Below are 18,158 nucleotides of genomic sequence, written 5' to 3'. Positions count from 1 at the left end.
AACCATCAGTATTCATTTTAAAACATACTGAATTATTTTCTATTTTATGAAATTAAAAATCATCCCTTTTTTACTCCTTCCACTGATCGGATTCAGTCAGCAAAACAATCCTGCAACGCTTGATTCTATTAAAAAATCAAATGTTTTCATGTTGGGAGAAGTAATCGTAACGAGCCATCAAAATAAAGATACTTTGAACAGGGTTACATCAAAAACAATGGAAGCACAAAACAGAATGGAGGTTTCCAGAGCGTTAAATCTGCTTCCGGGAGTTAGTCTTACGGCTTCAGGTCCAAGAAACGAATCTATGGTTTCTGTTCGCGGTTTCGATTTAAGACAGGTTCCGGTTTATATGGACGGAATTCCGGTGTATGTTCCGTATGACGGCTATGTTGATTTAGCAAGATTTACCACTTTTGATCTTTCGGCAGTTGATGTTTCAAAAGGATTTTCATCAGTGCTTTATGGTCCAAATTCGCTTGGCGGGGCAATCAATTTGATTTCGAGAAAACCTTCAAAAAAATTAGAATACGATGGATCACTTGGAATGATTAATGAAAATGGCTACAAAGGAAATCTCAACATTGGCTCAAATTTAGGTAAATTTTATGTTCAGGGAGGTTATTCCTATTTCGACAGAAATTCAACCCGAATGTCATCCGGTTTTGTTCCGATGAAAAACGAAGATGGCGGTGAAAGAGATAATTCATACCGAAATGACCAGAAAATAAGTTTCAAAATTGGCTGGACTCCAAACAAAAAAAATGAATATGTGCTGGGATACATCAAGCAGCAGGGCGAAAAAGGCAATCCCGTTTATGCAGGCAGTGACACACAAAATTCTCTTTTGGCAAAGCCCCGTTTCTGGCAATGGCCTGTTTGGAACAAAGAAAGCTATTACTTCATTTCAAACTCAGATTTCGACGATAAAAACAGTTTTAAAACCAGATTGTATTTTGACCGTTTCAAAAACACTTTGAAAAGTTATGACGATGCAACCTATTCGACAATAACAAAACCGTATGCGTTTGAAAGTTTGTACAACGATTATACTTATGGAGGAAATCTGGAATTCAATACCAAAATAATTCCGAAAAATGATTTTAAACTTGCCGTACATTTTAAGGAAGATGTACACCGTGAAAACAATGTTGGCGAACCGGTACGTCATTTTACAGACAACACTATTTTAATCGGAATTGAAGATATATATAAAATTTCGACTCAATTAACCGTAATCCCGGGCGCGAGTTACAATATCAGAAAAAATATCGAAGCCGAAGATTACAACAGTACGACAAAAGTCATTTCAGATTATCCAACAGCTGATGCCAGCGATGCTTTTAATACCCAAATCGGGCTTTTTTACCAATTCAATGATGAACAGAAACTAGGCGCAACAATTTCACAAAAAACACGATTTGCAACCATCAAAGACCGTTACTCGTACCGAATGGGGACAGCAATCCCAAATCCGGATTTAAAACCGGAAACAGCGGTAAACTATGAAGTGAACTATACCGGAAAAATTCATGACAAACTGACTTTTCAAACCGCAGTGTTTTACAGTTCGCTTAACGATGCCATTTTAAGTGTGAGCAATGTTCAGCCCGGGAAATCGCAGATGCAGAATTTTGGTGAAGCTGAGTACAAAGGAATTGAAGCACAGCTGAATTATGCCATTTTAGATAATTTATCTTTTAATGCCAATTACACTTATATCGAAAGAAAAAATATCACCAGCCCAAACATTCATTTTACAGATGTACCGAACACGAAAGTAATAGGAACTTTAGAATACAGTCCGATTAAGAGATTGCGGCTAATTTCAAATTCCGAATTTAATTCTTCCCGTTACAGTACCAGTTACGGCACCGATGTTCCTGATTATACGATTCTAAATTTCTACGCTTCGGGCAAAATACTGAAAAACTTTAGCCTTGATGCCGGTATAAATAATCTGTTCGATAAAAATTATAGTCTGGTAGAAGGTTATCCTGAAGAAGGACGCAATTTCTTCGTGACGCTTCGATTTTTCAATTAAAAACGGTTGGGTGCAATTTGACCGTTTTAATAATTGCACCCAACTTTTTAATAAATAACTTTACAATTCTGAAAGTCTTAATAATGCAAATAGGATCACATTATAAAAAGCTTACTTTGTTATCTATCTTAGTGATTGCGATTACATTAATTGCATTCACTGGCAAAAATTCCCTTTATACTGATCCATACAAACTGGAATATCCGGATTATTTCGGTAACAGGATTAGTATTCCGGAAAATAATCCGACAACAAAACAAGGAGTTTATCTGGGCAGAATGTTATTTTATGAAACAAAATTATCTTCCAGTAAAACCATTTCCTGTGCCAGTTGTCATCAGCAAAAATTGGCATTCACTGACGGCAAGACATTTAGTTCCGGAATAAATGATATGCCAACGAAACGCAACTCGATGTCTTTGGCAAATTTGCTTTGGGTTCGAAACTTTTTTTGGGACGGCAGAGCCAAAGGATTAGAAGCGCAAGCCCTAATTCCGCTTAATGATCCACACGAAATGGGAGCCTACATGGAGAAAGCCATTATCGATCTTCAAAAAACGAAAGTCTATCCTGTCCTTTTTAGAGATGCATTTGGAACACCGGAAATTACAGCAGACAGGATTACAAAAGCCATTTCCCAATTTGAACGCACCCTTATTTCGGCCAATTCTAATTATGACAAATATCTGCGAGGAGAATACAACCCTACTGAACAAGAGTCAAACGGAATGGAACTGTTTATGAATTCGGCAGAACCAAGTAAAAATATCAGAGGAGCCAGTTGTGCACAGTGCCACGGAACACCTAAAATGTACATGGAATTGTTTCACAACAACGGTTTAGATAGTATTCCAAAAGATAAAGGCAGAGAAGAACTTACCGGGATGCCAAATGACAGGGGACGGTTTCGGGTTGTAACACTCCGCAATATTGCACTTACTGCTCCGTACATGCACGACGGAAGATTTAAAAATTTAGAAGAAGTAATGGATCATTATAATGAACATATTAAGCCAAGCAAGTCTCTAAGCGTAGTTTTACAAAACCGGCCTAACGAAATGGGAGGGAAAAGTTTGGGATTGACTGCAAAAGAAAAAGCCAATATTATTAGTTTTATGAAAATGCTTACCGATTCTACTTTTATTAATAATCCTGCATTTTCTAATCCGCATTTAAGTCAAAAATAAATCGTCTGCTTCTAAAGTATTAAAACAATTAAAATTAGAAAAAAATGAAAAAACATTATGTATTACTTATTCTATTAGTCTCCTTGTTTTTGGGTGTTTTCTCCCAAAATATAATGGCACAAAACATTATCAAAGAAGCTGTTGTGAAAATTGAAGGAGAAGTTTTAAAACCATTATCGTTAAGTCTTTCAGATTTCGCAAAAATGAAACACGTAGAAGCTAGTATGAAAGACCGTGATGGTAAGGCTCAGCAATATTCAGGAGTTGCTATTTTTGACCTCTTGCAACAAGCCGGAGTTACTGTTGGAAAAGAACTAAAAGGCGAAAATCTCACCAAATATTTGCTGGTAAGATGCAGCGATGGGTATGAAGTCGTTTTCTCATTAGCAGAATTGGATCCCAGTTTTACCAATCGGGTGGTTATTTTAGCAGATGCTAAAGATGGCAAACCATTAGCTGATGGAATAGGTCCGTTTCGTTTAGTTGTTCCGGATGAAAATAAACCTGCCCGATCTGCTCACGAAGTAACCCATTTAATAATTCGGTTTGCGAAAGATTAACTTATAAAATTATATTGTTCTTGTTTTTGGAATAAGACAATACATTTTCTTTCAAAATAACAACCAATATTTAAGTTTTACGACAGAATCTGAATAATCGGATTGAATGCTTTTGAAGCCACGAGTACTTTTTGTCCTATTTTAAAATCTTTTATCTCATCTTCTGTCGCAACTACTTTTATGATAGAATTTCCAGAAGATACTTGTACTATATAAACTATATCACTTTTGATTATGCTGATTATTTCTCCGGTTAATTGGAATTTGCTGCTTATTTTTTGTGCTGCAAAAACTGTATCCGGAGTTCCCTCTTTAATAATTTTTCCCTTATCAAGAACCACAACTTTATCAGAGAGTTTGAAAATTTCAGCAATAGAATGAGTAATCATCAAAGTGGTTAATTGATATTTTTGATGAATTTTTAAAATGTAATCCTGAAGTTTAAACCGCATTTCATCATCCAAAGCAGAAAGAGGCTCGTCTAACAGAAGAAGTTCAGGTTTACGAACAATGGCCCTCGCCAAAGCAACACGCTGTTTTTGCCCTCCTGATAATTGATGTGGTTTACTGTTCTGAAGCGACTGCAATTCCATCAGGTCTATTAATTCAGAAACAATTTCTGTCACATCATTTTTAGGTAAGGCAAACTCTAAATTTTCCCGAACAGTCAGATTCGGAAATAACGCAAAATCCTGAAATACAAATCCAATAGAACGTTTTTGAACCGAAAGATGGTATTTTTTTTGAGAATCATCCCAGACTTCATTTCCAACTTTTATATATACATTTTCCGCCTCAGTAAGTCCCGCCAATATTCTAAGAATAGTTGTTTTTCCGGCTCCTGAATTCCCATAAATAGCAATAAACTGCCCTTTTTCAACAGTCAGGGAAACATCTAATGGCAATTCCCCATCAGCCGTTTGCAGCATTTTATAAGCATTAAACTGTATCATTAATAAAGAGTCGTTTTTCTGGATTTATTATTGATTAAATGAACTGCCAACAGAACAGAAAAAGAGAATGCAAATAAAATTCCGGCATATACATTGGCACTTTGATAGTTCATCGATTCTACTTCTTCATAAATAGCAATAGAAACTACTTTTGTCTCTTCGGGAATACTGCCTCCCACCATTAAAACTACACCAAATTCGCCTATCGTATGGGCAAAAGTCATAATAATTCCCGTGAGTATTGAAGTGCGGATATTAGGCAGTAAAATTTTCGTTAAGGTTTTTAATCTTGATTTACCAAGTGTAAAAGAAGCTTCCTGAAGACCGGCCGGCAGATTTTTTAATCCTGATAAAACAGGATTTACCATAAAAGGCAAACTGTATAAAACAGATGCCAGAATTAATCCCTGAAAAGTAAATACCAGTCTCAGATAAAAATAATCAGATAAAAATTTACCGAAAGCATTTTCTGGACTAAGGGCTATTAAAAGATAAAAACCTAAAACTGAAGGTGGTAAAACCAAGGGTAAACTTATTAAGGCTTCAATGAATGCCTTGAACCGAAATTTACTGTAAGACAACCAATAGCAAAGCGGAATAGCCACAACAAAAAGTATTATTGTGGTAATCAAAGCCAATTTCGCCGTAAGCCATAAGGGTTCCAGATTAATCATGAGCAGACAAGCTTACTTCGTTTGTTTTTATTAAAGCCAATACAGTATCATTTTCTTTTAAGTCTAATTGTTCACAAGCGTTTCTTGTAATAATAGATTTTATAGCCTGCTGATCATGCATCAGATTAATCTGGCTGAGAATTGCACCATTTTCAATAGATTCAATACGGCACAGCAGCTTATTCTGAATACTGATATTTGGGTTTAAGTCTTTAGAAATCATGACTTCGGTTTCTTTAAAAATAATCCTGACTTCATTCCCTGTTTTTAAGTAATCAGAAGTTTCCGGTGTATCGAGGACAATTGCAGAAAATGCAACATCCTTTGATTGTACCCTTACAAGTGAAAGACCTTCATGAGATTGAACTTGAGATATATTTCCGTTTAATATGTTCATTTTGTTTTTGTATCATATCCATAATATTTTAAAATTGCTGCTGCTTTTTTTGAAGATATGAAATTATAGAATTTGATTACACTTGCATTTCCCTTTGCATTTTTCAAAATTACACAACCCTGATCTAAAGCAGTATGGCTTTTTTGAGGGATAATATAATACTTTCCCCCTTCTTTTTTCATGTTTGGCGTAAGTACAAGCGACAGAGCAGTAATTCCTATATCGGCATTTCCGGTTGTTATAAACTGTGTCGCCTGAGTAATGTTTTCGCCAAAAACCAATTTACTTTTTACCTTATCGTATATTTTATAAAATTTCAAACTCTCTACAGCTTTCTCGCCATAAGGAGCTGTTGCCGGGTTACCAATAGCTATTTTTCGAATATCAGGATTTAAAAGACTATTCATCTTACTTTTGTTAGGATCTGTTTTTTTGCTCCAGATCACTAATTTTCCTGTAGCATACATTTTGATTTTAGAAGCTGTCAGCTTTTTTTCTTCCAGTTTTCTGGGATAATCCATATCAGCCGAAAAAAATAAATCATAGGGGGCACTATTAGAAATCTGTTCAAATAACTTTCCGGAAGCTCCATAAGTAATTTGAGAATTTATAGCAGGATTTTGAATTTTAAAAACGGTATTTATAGAATCTAAAGCAACTTTAAGATTAGCGGCAGCAACAATTGTAATTTTTTGCTGTCCTTGTACTGTTCCAAACCCTAATAATAAAAGTGCCGTTAAGGTAAATAAATATCTATTTGTAATCTTCATTTTTAGTATTCTATTGTTATTGTAAAAATAAGTATTATAAGGCAGAGAATAAAAATCTTATTTGTTTTAAGAACATTATTATCGGTCCAAATAATTGAAATCTTCTGCTAATTTCGAATAATTGGATTTCTCGGATTCACAAATCGGACAACAATAATTTGACCTTTAAAACCGAGAATTTCATTGGGAAAATTATCTTTATACACCCTTGCCTCACGAATCCTTCAGGGTGCTATACAAACAAGTACAATCGAACGCGAAAGGATTCACACACGAACGGTGTTAATTTACTCGTTTGTTATTTTACTCGTTTGAATTTTACCTTCAGAAAAAATTTTTATTAAATAAATATTCTGATTATAATTAGTGAAATCAATATTGATTTCATTAATGTTAAAATTGTTTTCGAAAATTTTCTGTCCAAGTAAATTATAGATTTCAACTTTTTCAATATTTGATGAATTGGATATCGTTAGTTTATCTTTTATAGGATTAGGATATAATTTTAAATTTTTTAATTCCAATTTATTTATACCTAAAGAAGTTAGACTGACTTTTACCGGTAATCTAAAATTACTTTCAAAACCGTTAATTGTTTGTGAAGCATAATACGTTATTCCATCAATTAGTAACGTAGTATCAGGTAAAGGGGTATTCCCTTGCTTTGTTTTCCCATTTAATGCGTTGGATGCACATTGGCTTTGAGAATCATACCATTTAATATTTTGACCATTAATGATCAGATCTGACAACATCTGTCCTTGAGAAAATGATTGGGTTATTGCTCCCACAGGAGCTGAAGTTGTTGTTGAGCCTTGAACTTTTAATCTAACAATGTAGTTCTTATTTATACCGTTTACTTTATTAAATGCACCACAGAAAATAATGTTTTCACAATTTTGCGAATAAAAAGATGGACTAGAATAAGATGGTAGATCCGTTGTTAATGAAAAAGCAGACAATTGTTTTCCACTTGAATCATTTATTTTGTATGTACCACCACCCGCCACTGTAAGAATTCTTTCGTTTGAAAGAAATGCATAACCGTATGTTGGAATTGGTGTGAATGATTGGTCTAACGTCCAATCGGCATTGTATCTAGTTAATTGACCTGTGTTCGAGCTCTTTTCTTCTAAAACGTAAGTTTTTCCGTTGTTTAATGTTTTAGTATTTAATACTCCATAATAACCCACATATGGTTGAAAAGTTGTATCGAGTGTTCCATTTTCATTTAATCTATTTAAGTGTCTATTATAAAAATAATACTCTCCTAATGAAACTAAAATCTGATTATTATCTAGTAATTCAAATGAACGGGGGAATATGGGGTATCCATAATTTGGGGCTTTAAATGAATTATCAACAACTCCATTTGAATTATATTTAGTAATTATGCCATAATTCATCGTTATAATTTCATTCTTATCAGTTACAACAAAATCATTGGCTTGATCACGAAAATTGAAACTAGTATCAATGGATCCGTCATCGTTTAATTTTATAATTGTTTTATAATTTCCACTACCATCTAGACTGAATTGTCCTGCAACATATAATTTCCCATCATAGTTTTTTTTGGTTCTTAAGAAAGAACTACCTGAAAAATTATCCTTATAACTCTGTGCTACATTTTTATTGAAGGAAGAATCAATTTCTCCATTTTCTGTAAGCATTAGTAATCCTTTTACAGGAACATCATTATATGTCGTAAAACCACCTGTAAGGAATATTCTGTTATCGGGTAATAAAGTACAACTGCTAATTCCAGTTGCCGAAGTATTAGTAAGATTCCCAAAATATTTAATATTTGGTCCAAAACTCGGATTAAAAGTTAAATCTATAGTCCCGTCAGAATTTAATCTGTGATAACCTAATCTGGTTATACCAGCTGTATTTTTATAGTTTCCAACAACAAGAAGTTTATTGTTTTGTAAACGGATTGTTCCTTCTGAAGTGAAACTGGCATCTCCTTGTACATTTGTATCTTTAAATGTGGAAATGATAGTTCCGGAATTATTACATTTCTTGATAGAGGTATAATCCTTAAAAAAAATACTCCCATCTAGATTATCATAACAAATATTTCTTGAGAAATAATCAGAGTAATATTTCAAATAAAAAGTAGTATCTATACTTCCATCAGAATTCAGCCTAACAATATTATAATATCTTCTGTCATATGAGAGATAATGACAACCAGAGGTTAGTATTTTTCCATTTGGCTGAACTATAATATCGTTCATAGAACCATAATTATCATATCCTTTCACAATAGCAGAAGGATTAGTTATCCTTTCTACATTAAATGAGGAATCTAAAGTACCATTGGGATTTAGACGCGCAATTCTTGCTCTTGTCACTCCATTAAAACTTGTAAAATTTCCACCTATTAAATATTTACCATCAGATTGAATAGCAAATGCTGTTGTTGGGGCATTAAAGCCAGTACCTATAGTAAATCCAGTATCTACTGATCCATCAGCATTAAGTCTCACAATATTATTATAAGAAACACCGTTAACAAATTTGAAATCTCCAAAAATTAAAAATTTTCCATCATTTAAAAAGTATATTTTATTTATTCCTGCTCCATTATAGCTTGTCATTTGATTTTTTGTAAATATAGGACTTGTAAAATATGATACAGGGACACCATTAGCATCATAACTTTTTATAGTTGTGCTATCTGAATACGAATTACCCATAACTGTAATAAAATTTCCTGAAATTGGATTTGCAAATAAATAATCAACAGGATAAGGTATTTGCAATTTAGAAAACGAGTTGTCGATACTTCCATCATTATTAAGGCGGTAGATATCTCTATATCCCAATCCATAACCTTCCGTGGTAAGTATTTTTCCATCATTTAACGGGATTCCAAATTTTCCAACATACTGACTGTACACTCCTGTGTCAGAAGGGTTAAAACTATTATCTATTGTATATGTTTGCCCGAAAGCAATTGAATTGATTAAAATTAAGAAAATAATATTTTTTTTCATTTTTTTATTAGGGTTAAACTTTATACTTCTATATTTCTACTATGGATATAATAATAAAAAAACTGATTTATTATATTCTACTTTCTATTATTTTACTAAACTATAAAATTATTAATACAAATCCATAAAAATATTTTATTCAGTGTTGATTAGACAACAGATTGTTTATAATAATTTCAGTACCGCTGTCGTGCAAAGGGATTAAAGCGGGAACAAAAAATTTTCCCAGTTTAAATTAAATTTTCTTTTAAAACAGAAATTTTTAATTTGTAAAAGCAGCTTTTTTATACCAAAGTCAAAACTTTGACCTTTAATAACTTTAAATAAAGAAATTGTTTATTATTTTTACCACATAATTTAAGCAGACTATGAGTTCTAACTTTGATAAATTTCAAAAGCGCAGGTTAATTTCCTCTTATTTTTCGGTAGTGTTAAGTGTATTTCTGGTTTTATTCCTTTTGGGAGTACTGGGATTATTCATTATTAATTCCAAAAAGCTGGCCAATGATTTTAAAGAGAAAATCGCTATGACGGTTTTCTTTAAAAACGAAGCAAATGACAGCGTTATCAAAGCCTTCAATACTGAATTAAAAAGAGCTCCTTTTGCTAAAACTTTTGTTTATGTTTCCAAAGAAAAAGCTGCTAAAGAACACACCGATATCATTGGTGAAGATTTCCTTACCTTTCTGGGAGAAAACCCATTATTGAATTCCTACGATATTCATTTAAAAGCAGATTATATTGAAAGAGACAGTATCCGCATAATTGAAAGTAATCTTCGCAAAAATACCATGATTGAAGATATCGTTTATGACAAGCAATTAATAAACATGGTAAACGATAACATCAAAAAAGTAAGTATGTGGATTTTGATTATAAGTGGTTTCCTTGCGGTAATTGCAGTTTTATTAATCAACAGTTCATTGCGTTTATCCATTCATTCAAACAGATTTATCATCAAAACCATGCAAATGGTTGGTGCAACAAAAGCGTTTATCCGTAAACCATTTGTAATGCGCAGCGTAAAACTTGGAATGCTGGGAGCAGGTTTAGCCATCGTAGCTCTGATTGCACTTTTAATGTATGTCGAAACGAATTTTCCGGGATTAGGAATATTAGAAGACAAAGCCTTAATAGGATTAGTTCTAGTGGGTGTTTTCGGATTAGGTGTTTTAATTACCTGGGTAAGCACACACTTTGCAACACAGCGCTTCCTTAACTTAAGAACAGACGATCTTTATTAATTTTAGATTACTGTTCAGATTTTTAGATTTTCAAAACAAATAACCCTTCGACCCGCTCAGGGTGACAAAAAAAAAGAATAATGAAAAATAATAAAAACGAGCAAGAACAAAAACAGGAATTCCTTTTTGACAGTATCAATTACAAAATCTTATTGATTGGAATTGCTGTTATCGCTTTAGGATTTATTTTAATGTCTGGCGGAGGAAGTAAAGATCCTAATGTTTTTAATGAGGATATTTTCAGTTTTAGACGTATTCGTTTAGCTCCAACAACTGTTTTGATTGGTTTTGGAATCACGATTTATTCTATTTTCAAAAAATCTAAATAGACTTTTTTAAGACTCCTTAGACATCTTAGATATTTAGATTAAATCTTTCTAAGAAGTCTAAAAATCTAAGATCTAAAAATCTAAATTAAATGAACACATTACAAGCTATCGTTCTTGCCATTATCGAAGGAATTACAGAATTTTTACCCGTTTCTTCGACCGGACACATGATTATTGCTTCCTCTTTTTTTGGAATTGCACAGGAAGATTTCACAAAACTTTTCACCATTGTAATTCAGCTCGGTGCCATTCTTTCGGTTGTCATTTTATATTTTAAACGTTTCTTTCAGACATTCGATTTTTACTTTAAACTTTTAGTCGCTTTTATTCCGGCTGTAGTTTTAGGACTGTTATTGAGTGATTTTATTGATGGGTTATTGGAAAATCCGGTTACAGTTGCTATTTCACTTTTAGTTGGAGGTGTTATTTTACTAAAAGTTGACAAATGGTTCAACAATCCAAACACATCTGAAACCTCTCAGGAGATTAGTTATTTACAGGCCTTCAAAATTGGATTATTTCAGTGTATTGCTATGATTCCGGGAGTTTCACGAAGTGGCGCCAGTATCGTAGGCGGAATGTCTCAAAAATTATCCAGAACAACAGCTGCCGAATTTTCTTTTTTTCTGGCTGTTCCGACTATGTTGGGAGCGACAGCAAAAAAATGTTACGATTATTATAAAGATGGTTTTGAATTATCGCATGACCAAATCAATATCCTTATTATTGGAAATATTGTTGCTTTTATCGTTGCGCTTTTGGCAATCAAAACATTCATCGGATTTTTAACTAAAAATGGTTTTAAAGTTTTTGGTTATTACAGAATCCTTGCCGGAATCATTTTATTATTGATTCACTTTTTCATTCACCCGCTTACCATTATATAATGACACCTGAAGAATATTTAAACGGACAGGTTTTGCTGATTGACAAACCTTTAAAATGGAGTTCGTTTCAGGCTGTTAATAAATTAAAATACCTTTTGATTAATAAAGTTGGGCTTCCAAAAAAGTTCAAAATTGGCCACGCCGGGACTTTAGATCCATTAGCAACTGGTTTATTATTAATCTGTACCGGAAAATTTACCAAAAGAATTTCTGAACTTCAGGGACAGGCAAAAGAATATACGGGAACATTTTACATTGGAGCCACTACTCCTTCTTACGATTTAGAAACAGAAATCGATCAGACTTTTCCAACAGAACATATTGATGAAGCTTTAATTCATGAAACGGTAAAACAATTTTTAGGCGAAATTGATCAGAAACCGCCAATTTTCTCTGCCATAAAAAAAGATGGCATACGATTGTATGAGCATGCACGTGCAGGAGAGTCGATAGAAATTGAAAGCAGAAAAACCACCATTCACGAATTCGAAATTACCCGAATCGCATTACCCGAAGTTGATTTTAGAGTTGTTTGCAGCAAAGGAACCTATATCCGCTCACTGGCTTATGATTTTGGAAAAGCAATGAATAGCGGTTCACATTTAACCGTTTTGCGTCGCACTAAAATTGGTGATTATGACGTAAAAGATGCCTTTGACATTACTTTATTCGAAGAAAGTTTAAAGTAATAATCCATAAAAAAAGCACATCACAGTTAAAAAGTAATGTGCCAGGCTCCCGGAAATTAAAGTAAATTTACCCTATACCTTTCCTGAGTTAATAGTGAGGCACATTCTTTCCTCCAAATAAAAATTTAGAAAAGAAATCATAAAACTTTTCGAATAACTTTTTCATAATATTGGTTTTTTAATAGTTAGACATTAACGAACACCAATAAAAAGAGTAAATCAGAAAGTTAATAATAGAAATGGGATTATATACTAAGTTAACATTTTTTCAAATAACCAGAAAATATTTTAATTTATTTTTAACACCAAAACACTTGTTTTCAAACAATTACACCCAAATTCATTTTATAACCGATTATATTTGATGTTTTCCATAATCTGAATCAGTTCTTCCTGTACCGAAATTCCTTTATCTGTCAGATACCACAATTGTAAATCGGTTTTGATTTTTTCATCAATAGCCCCTACTTCCCTTTTATGCTTTGCCATTAATTCTGTGGCTCCTACTGGTCTTGGTCCCCAGTCGGCACGAACAATTCCGGCTTCTTTACAAATCACAATTACTTTTGGAATAGCTCTTCCTCCATTGGTTAGATAGCGATTCATTAAATCGTCATTTTCATCACGGAGCACGATTCGCAAGTCTATCTTTTTATCCGAAGCCAAAGCCATTTTATTTAATATTGGAAGTATTTGGGCTGCATCACCGCACCAGCCCTCAGAAATTACAAGCCAGATGTAATGATTGTCCAGATGTTGCAGCTTCGAAATAACATCTTCAGAAATTTTAATTGTTTTTTCAAGCCTGTTCATCCTGGCTTCGTTCAGTTTGGAATAATTTGTCAGGCTCTCAGACTGCTCATCACCTGTTGATTTTCCTTCAGACAATAAATCGGTTACTAATTTTCGGTATTCAGCATAAGAATGACTATTGAATAACGCTTTGGCTACAATACTTTTCATGTTTATTTCGTTTTGGTAACATAAAATTACGTTTTTTAAAAAGATGTCTGAATGACTTTTATCATATTTAAAAGAAATCAACAACTAAAAATCAGTCAGAATTTAATTTAGAAAAGAAACAATTAATTTTTTAAAACACTATTTTAAAAAAACAGAATATGTCTATATTTGCACAAACAAATGCAACGCACATGAAATATAAAAGAATTCTTCTAAAATTAAGTGGAGAAGCCTTAATGGGGGATTTACAATACGGAATTGACCCTAAAAGATTAGCTGAATATGCAGATGAAATTAAGCAGATTCACGACAAAGGAGTAGAAATTGCTATTGTTATCGGAGGAGGAAACATTTTTAGAGGAGTTGCCGGAGCAAGTTCAGGCATGGACAGAGTGCAGGGTGATTATATGGGAATGCTTGCTACTGTTATAAACGGAATGGCTTTGCAAGGTGCTCTTGAAGATAAAGGGATGAAAACTCGTTTGCAGACTGCCTTAAAAATGGAATCTATAGCGGAACCTTATATCAAAAGAAGAGCTGACCGCCACCTTGAAAAAGGAAGAATTGTAATCTTTGGTGCCGGAACCGGAAACCCTTATTTTACTACTGATACTGCAGCAGTTTTAAGAGGAATCGAAATCAATGCCGATGTTATTTTAAAAGGAACACGTGTAGATGGGGTTTACGATTGTGATCCTGAGAAAAATGCTTCAGCTGTAAAATTTGACTTTATTTCTTTTGAAGATGTAATCAAAAAAGGACTGAATGTAATGGACACCACAGCTTTCACTTTAAGTCAGGAAAATAAATTACCGATTGTTGTTTTTGACATGAACAAAATTGGAAATCTTTTAAAAATCTGCGCAGGCGAAAACATCGGAACTGTAGTAAATATTTAGACTGCTTAGATTGTTAGAATTTTAGATTAAATAGAATTTCTGAATTTTAACAACAATTAAGACAATCAAAAAAAGAAAATAATATTAGTTAGTAAATTAGAAGAAACCATTTTTAAAGCCTAAAAATCTAATCTTCTAAGAATCTAAAAATCTGAACAAAATGACTGAAGAAATAGATTTCATATTAGAAAGTACTGAAGAATCAATGAATGGTACGATTGCGCATTTAGAAAAAGAATTTCTAAATATCCGTGCTGGAAAAGCTTCTCCGGCTATGCTTGGAGGTGTTTTTGTTGATTATTATGGTGCTTCTACACCACTTTCTCAGGTATCTAAAATTAGTGTACCTGATGCAAGAACAATTACGTTGCAGCCTTTCGAAAAAAACATGTTATCAGTAATCGAAAAAGCAATTTTGATTGCCAATATTGGTTTCAACCCAATGAATAACGGTGATGTAATTATTATCAGTGTACCACCATTGACAGAAGAGCGTCGTAAAGATTTGGCAAAACAGGCAAAATCTGAAGCAGAAGATGCAAAAATTGGTATCCGTAACTCACGTAAAGATGCTAATACCGATATTAAAAAATTAGAAAAAGAAGGAACTTCTGAAGACATTTGCAAATCTGCCGAAGAAGAAGTTCAGAACTTAACAAATACTTACATCAAAAAAATAGATGAATTATTAGCTGCTAAAGAGGCTGAAATCATGAAGGTGTAACTTATTTGACATAAAATTAAGAATCCGTTTGGTTAAATTTTTACCAGACGGATTTTTTTATTACTATTTTTGCATACCAAAAATCAATTTCCGGTTTCGAAACCATAATACTTTGTATGAAACTATTCTGTTTATTTACTTTGTTTTTTACGCTTACCCTACAGGCGCAATTTCAAATAAACGGAATTGTAAACGATTCAGGCAATGATCCTCTTCCTTTTGCTACGATTACAACTTCAGACAACAATAATACGATTACAGATGTTGATGGAAAGTTCACACTTACATCAAAGGTAAAAATCAATTCTTTTACGGTTTCGTACGTTGGCTTTCAGTCTAAAACCATTGCGATTTCAGACAACAAAAAGTTTTACACAGTTTATCTTAAGCAAAAAACAGATAATCTGAAAGAAGTTGTTGTTTCTAATGAAAATCCTGCACTGACTATTTTAAGAAAAGTAATTGCATACAAAAACACCAATAATCCGCAGAAAAAGCTCAAGAGTTTTGAATATAAAACCTACAATAAACTTATTGTAACAGCTAATCCAGATTCTATTAACGGCAGGATCGATTCGTCTGCTTCTTATAAAGATTTAAAGAAAAAAAGAATAAATATTGACTCTTCTGACTATAAGTTTAAAGAAGTCATCAGCAAACAGCATTTATTTCAGACTGAAAAAGTTTCACAATACCAATTCGGAAATAAAAAACTCAAAGAAACCATTCTGGGCACAAAAATGGCAGGTTTTAAACAACCAGTTTACGAAATCATTGCCTTTAATTTACAGTCGATTTCTATTTATGACTCAAAATATGAACTTTTTGAAACCAAATACAACAATCCTGTTTCGGATAATGCATTAAAGGACTATAATTATAAGCTGCTGGATACTGTTGATATTAAAGGCCGAAATACTTTTATGATTTATTTTAAGAATAAAGAAAAAAGAAAGGCTGCCGGCTTAGAAGGTGTTTTGTATATCGATCAGGAAAATTTTGCCATTGCAAAAGCTATAATGCGTATAAAAGGCGTACTTGACATAAGCGGAATTCATGAATTTGAATATGTTCCTGAAGAAAAAATATGGTTTCCTGTCAATACTTCTTTTAAAATTGTAAAAGGAAGAAATAATGATGATATTAATTTTTTAGGAGGAACCATTCAGTTTGACGGTGAAGAGGAAAATCTTTTCGAAACCAGAAAAAAAACCGCTTCTGATTTTACATACCTGTTTTCAGAAAGCAACAATTTTGATATTCATTACAATACAACTGCTCCGATAAAAGATCCATCCCTTTATATCGAAATTAAAGAAGATGCCAGTAAAAAACCGGAAGAATTCTGGGATGAATACCGAAAAGAAAGCCTTGATTTGAAAAGTCAGAGAACGTATCAATTACTGGATAGTATCTCTATCAAAAAAAGAATCGAAAAACGTTTGGGACTTGGCCGAAAAATTATAAACGGTTATCTCCCTCTGGGCCCAATTGATTTGGATTTAAAAAAGGTAATCAGTTATAACAACTATGAAGGTTTTCGTTTAGGACTTGGCGGAATTACGAACGATCGTTTTTCTAAACATTACAGGATTGAGGGTTATGGCGCTTATGGAACAAAAGACGGTAACTTCAAATACAATCTGGGTTCCGGATTTTTACTGGAGAAGAACTCGAATACCTGGCTAAACGGATCCTATACCGATGATGTCCGGGAAATTGCGAGTACAGTTTTTGCAGTTGATAAACGTGTCTTTAAAATTTACGATCCACGTCCGATCAACATTAGTACTTTTTACCATTACATTAGCTGGAAAACCAATTTGCAGACGAAAATTATTCCGAAAACGGAAGCAGTTTTTGAATTAGCAAGAACGTATGTTGAACCAAAATTTGACTATCTTTTTAATTTCAACGGTCAATTGTATTCAAACTATGTCATGACCACTGCAATGGCTTCTATAGTATGGGCACCGTTTAGTGATTTCATGCAGACACCAACCGGCAGATCCGAAACTGAGAAACGTTTTCCGAGATTTACTTTTCAGTTCACCCAGTCTTTGCCTAATGTTTTGGACAATGATTTCACATTCAGCAAAATAGATTTTAAAACTGAGTACGAGAAAAAACACCTAAATGGTCAGAAAACCAATTTTTTACTTCAGGGTGGTTATGCTATAGGCGATATACCAATTACACATTTGTACAACACTATGCCGAATAACCTCAACAAAGAAACTATTTTTCAGCGTATTACTTTTGCAGGAAGAAACAGTTTTGAAACCATGTATTTTAATGAGTTTTTTTCCAGCCAGTATATTTTCTTTCAAATTAAACATGGCTTTGAACGAATCAGAATCATGAGAAAAGTACGTCCATCATTAGTATTAGTTACAAGAATGGCCTGGGGTGATATGGAAAAACCGGAACAGCATGTTGGTCCGGTATACAAAACACTCAACAAAGGCTTCTTTGAATCAGGAATTGAATTAAACAAAATTTTTAAAGGTTTTGGTTTAGGTGGTTTCTATCGCTACGGTCCAAATCAACTGATGAAATTTGAAGATAACATTGCTGTAAAGATTTCTTATGTAATTGATTTGGGGCTTTAATATCTAAACTCTAAATTTTGCTTGATATTTTTATTTTTTAGACATTTTGTCTTTATCACTAAAAAAGTTTAATAAAAATCATTGTATTTCGGCTTTTTACATTAAAAATAATCAAAATTACACAAACGGTTGCTTTAAAATTTTAAGTTTTAATAATTCTACACAACATACTGATTATTAATATTTAAAATTAATTTAAGAACAAAATAAATCCCTACATT

The 18,158-nt window shown here is 33.1% G+C and carries 16 protein-coding genes; 10 read left to right on the top strand and 6 right to left on the bottom strand.

What is annotated here, in order from left to right; all coding sequences use genetic code 11:
* Positions 1-46 precede the first annotated feature (46 nt).
* The 3 genes from GWR14_RS16000 to GWR14_RS15990 all read left to right on the top strand — a co-directional run bounded on the left by GWR14_RS16000 (position 47) and on the right by GWR14_RS15990 (position 3,791).
* A complete protein-coding gene (locus GWR14_RS16000) occupies positions 47-2,044 on the top strand; it encodes a TonB-dependent receptor plug domain-containing protein (RefSeq protein WP_163410079.1) in 1,998 nt (665 codons plus the stop codon).
* Between the two features lie 83 nt (positions 2,045-2,127).
* The gene (locus GWR14_RS15995) at positions 2,128-3,231 is read left to right on the top strand and encodes a cytochrome-c peroxidase (RefSeq protein ID WP_163410078.1); all 1,104 of its coding nucleotides are present in this window, start codon (positions 2,128-2,130) and stop codon (positions 3,229-3,231) included.
* 44 nt (positions 3,232-3,275) lie between these two features.
* Positions 3,276-3,791 (top strand): molybdopterin-dependent oxidoreductase, encoded by a 516-nt coding sequence (locus GWR14_RS15990; protein ID WP_163410077.1) that lies wholly within the window; start codon positions 3,276-3,278, stop codon positions 3,789-3,791.
* Positions 3,792-3,868: 77 nt separating this feature from the next.
* Here GWR14_RS15990 and GWR14_RS15985 read toward each other — a convergent pair whose 3' ends face one another.
* From GWR14_RS15985 to GWR14_RS15965, 5 genes are all read right to left on the bottom strand, one after another.
* On the bottom strand, positions 3,869-4,744 hold the full coding sequence (locus GWR14_RS15985) for an ABC transporter ATP-binding protein (RefSeq protein ID WP_163410076.1): 876 nt from the start codon (positions 4,742-4,744) through the stop codon (positions 3,869-3,871).
* Positions 4,744-5,418: a molybdate ABC transporter permease subunit gene (modB, locus tag GWR14_RS15980; RefSeq protein WP_187356539.1), complete on the bottom strand. Its 675-nt coding sequence runs from the start codon at positions 5,416-5,418 to the stop codon at positions 4,744-4,746. Before modB ends, GWR14_RS15985 begins: the two co-directional genes overlap by 1 nt.
* Positions 5,411-5,815 (bottom strand): TOBE domain-containing protein, encoded by a 405-nt coding sequence (locus GWR14_RS15975; protein WP_163410075.1) that lies wholly within the window; start codon positions 5,813-5,815, stop codon positions 5,411-5,413. Before GWR14_RS15975 ends, modB begins: the two co-directional genes overlap by 8 nt.
* Positions 5,812-6,585, bottom strand: coding sequence for a molybdate ABC transporter substrate-binding protein (modA, locus tag GWR14_RS15970; RefSeq protein ID WP_163410074.1), 774 nt, complete (start codon positions 6,583-6,585; stop codon positions 5,812-5,814). The genes GWR14_RS15975 and modA overlap by 4 nt, the downstream gene beginning before the upstream one ends.
* A 287-nt stretch (positions 6,586-6,872) precedes the next feature.
* The gene (locus GWR14_RS15965; protein WP_163410073.1) at positions 6,873-9,494 is read right to left on the bottom strand and encodes a T9SS type A sorting domain-containing protein; all 2,622 of its coding nucleotides are present in this window, start codon (positions 9,492-9,494) and stop codon (positions 6,873-6,875) included.
* Between the two features lie 464 nt (positions 9,495-9,958).
* Between GWR14_RS15965 and GWR14_RS15960 the strand changes: the two genes are divergently transcribed.
* From GWR14_RS15960 to truB, 4 genes are all read left to right on the top strand, one after another.
* Positions 9,959-10,834, top strand: a complete 876-nt coding sequence (locus GWR14_RS15960; RefSeq protein ID WP_163410072.1) for a cell division protein FtsX — start codon at positions 9,959-9,961, stop codon at positions 10,832-10,834.
* Between the two features lie 80 nt (positions 10,835-10,914).
* Positions 10,915-11,163, top strand: coding sequence for a DUF3098 domain-containing protein (locus GWR14_RS15955; RefSeq protein ID WP_163410071.1), 249 nt, complete (start codon positions 10,915-10,917; stop codon positions 11,161-11,163).
* A gap of 89 nt (positions 11,164-11,252) precedes the next feature.
* Positions 11,253-12,050 (top strand): undecaprenyl-diphosphate phosphatase, encoded by a 798-nt coding sequence (locus GWR14_RS15950; protein WP_163410070.1) that lies wholly within the window; start codon positions 11,253-11,255, stop codon positions 12,048-12,050.
* Positions 12,050-12,739, top strand: a complete 690-nt coding sequence (gene truB, locus GWR14_RS15945) for a tRNA pseudouridine(55) synthase TruB (RefSeq protein ID WP_163410069.1) — start codon at positions 12,050-12,052, stop codon at positions 12,737-12,739. The genes GWR14_RS15950 and truB overlap by 1 nt, the downstream gene beginning before the upstream one ends.
* A gap of 345 nt (positions 12,740-13,084) precedes the next feature.
* Here the strand turns inward: truB and GWR14_RS15940 are convergent, their stop codons facing one another.
* Positions 13,085-13,702, bottom strand: a complete 618-nt coding sequence (locus GWR14_RS15940) for a thioredoxin family protein (RefSeq protein ID WP_163410068.1) — start codon at positions 13,700-13,702, stop codon at positions 13,085-13,087.
* Positions 13,703-13,893: 191 nt separating this feature from the next.
* Between GWR14_RS15940 and pyrH the strand changes: the two genes are divergently transcribed.
* From pyrH to GWR14_RS15925, 3 genes are all read left to right on the top strand, one after another.
* A complete protein-coding gene (gene pyrH, locus GWR14_RS15935) occupies positions 13,894-14,601 on the top strand; it encodes a UMP kinase (RefSeq protein WP_163410154.1) in 708 nt (235 codons plus the stop codon).
* A gap of 160 nt (positions 14,602-14,761) precedes the next feature.
* A complete protein-coding gene (frr, locus tag GWR14_RS15930; RefSeq protein ID WP_163410067.1) occupies positions 14,762-15,325 on the top strand; it encodes a ribosome recycling factor in 564 nt (187 codons plus the stop codon).
* Positions 15,326-15,441: 116 nt separating this feature from the next.
* The gene (locus GWR14_RS15925) at positions 15,442-17,937 is read left to right on the top strand and encodes a DUF5686 family protein (protein WP_163410066.1); all 2,496 of its coding nucleotides are present in this window, start codon (positions 15,442-15,444) and stop codon (positions 17,935-17,937) included.
* Positions 17,938-18,158 lie beyond the last annotated feature (221 nt).

It is taken from the genome of Flavobacterium ajazii, assembly GCF_010614725.1.
Classification (GTDB): Bacteria; Bacteroidota; Bacteroidia; order Flavobacteriales; family Flavobacteriaceae; genus Flavobacterium; species Flavobacterium ajazii.
Note: the sequence above shows the minus strand (reverse complement) of the source record. Positions and strands in the feature narration are given on the sequence as shown.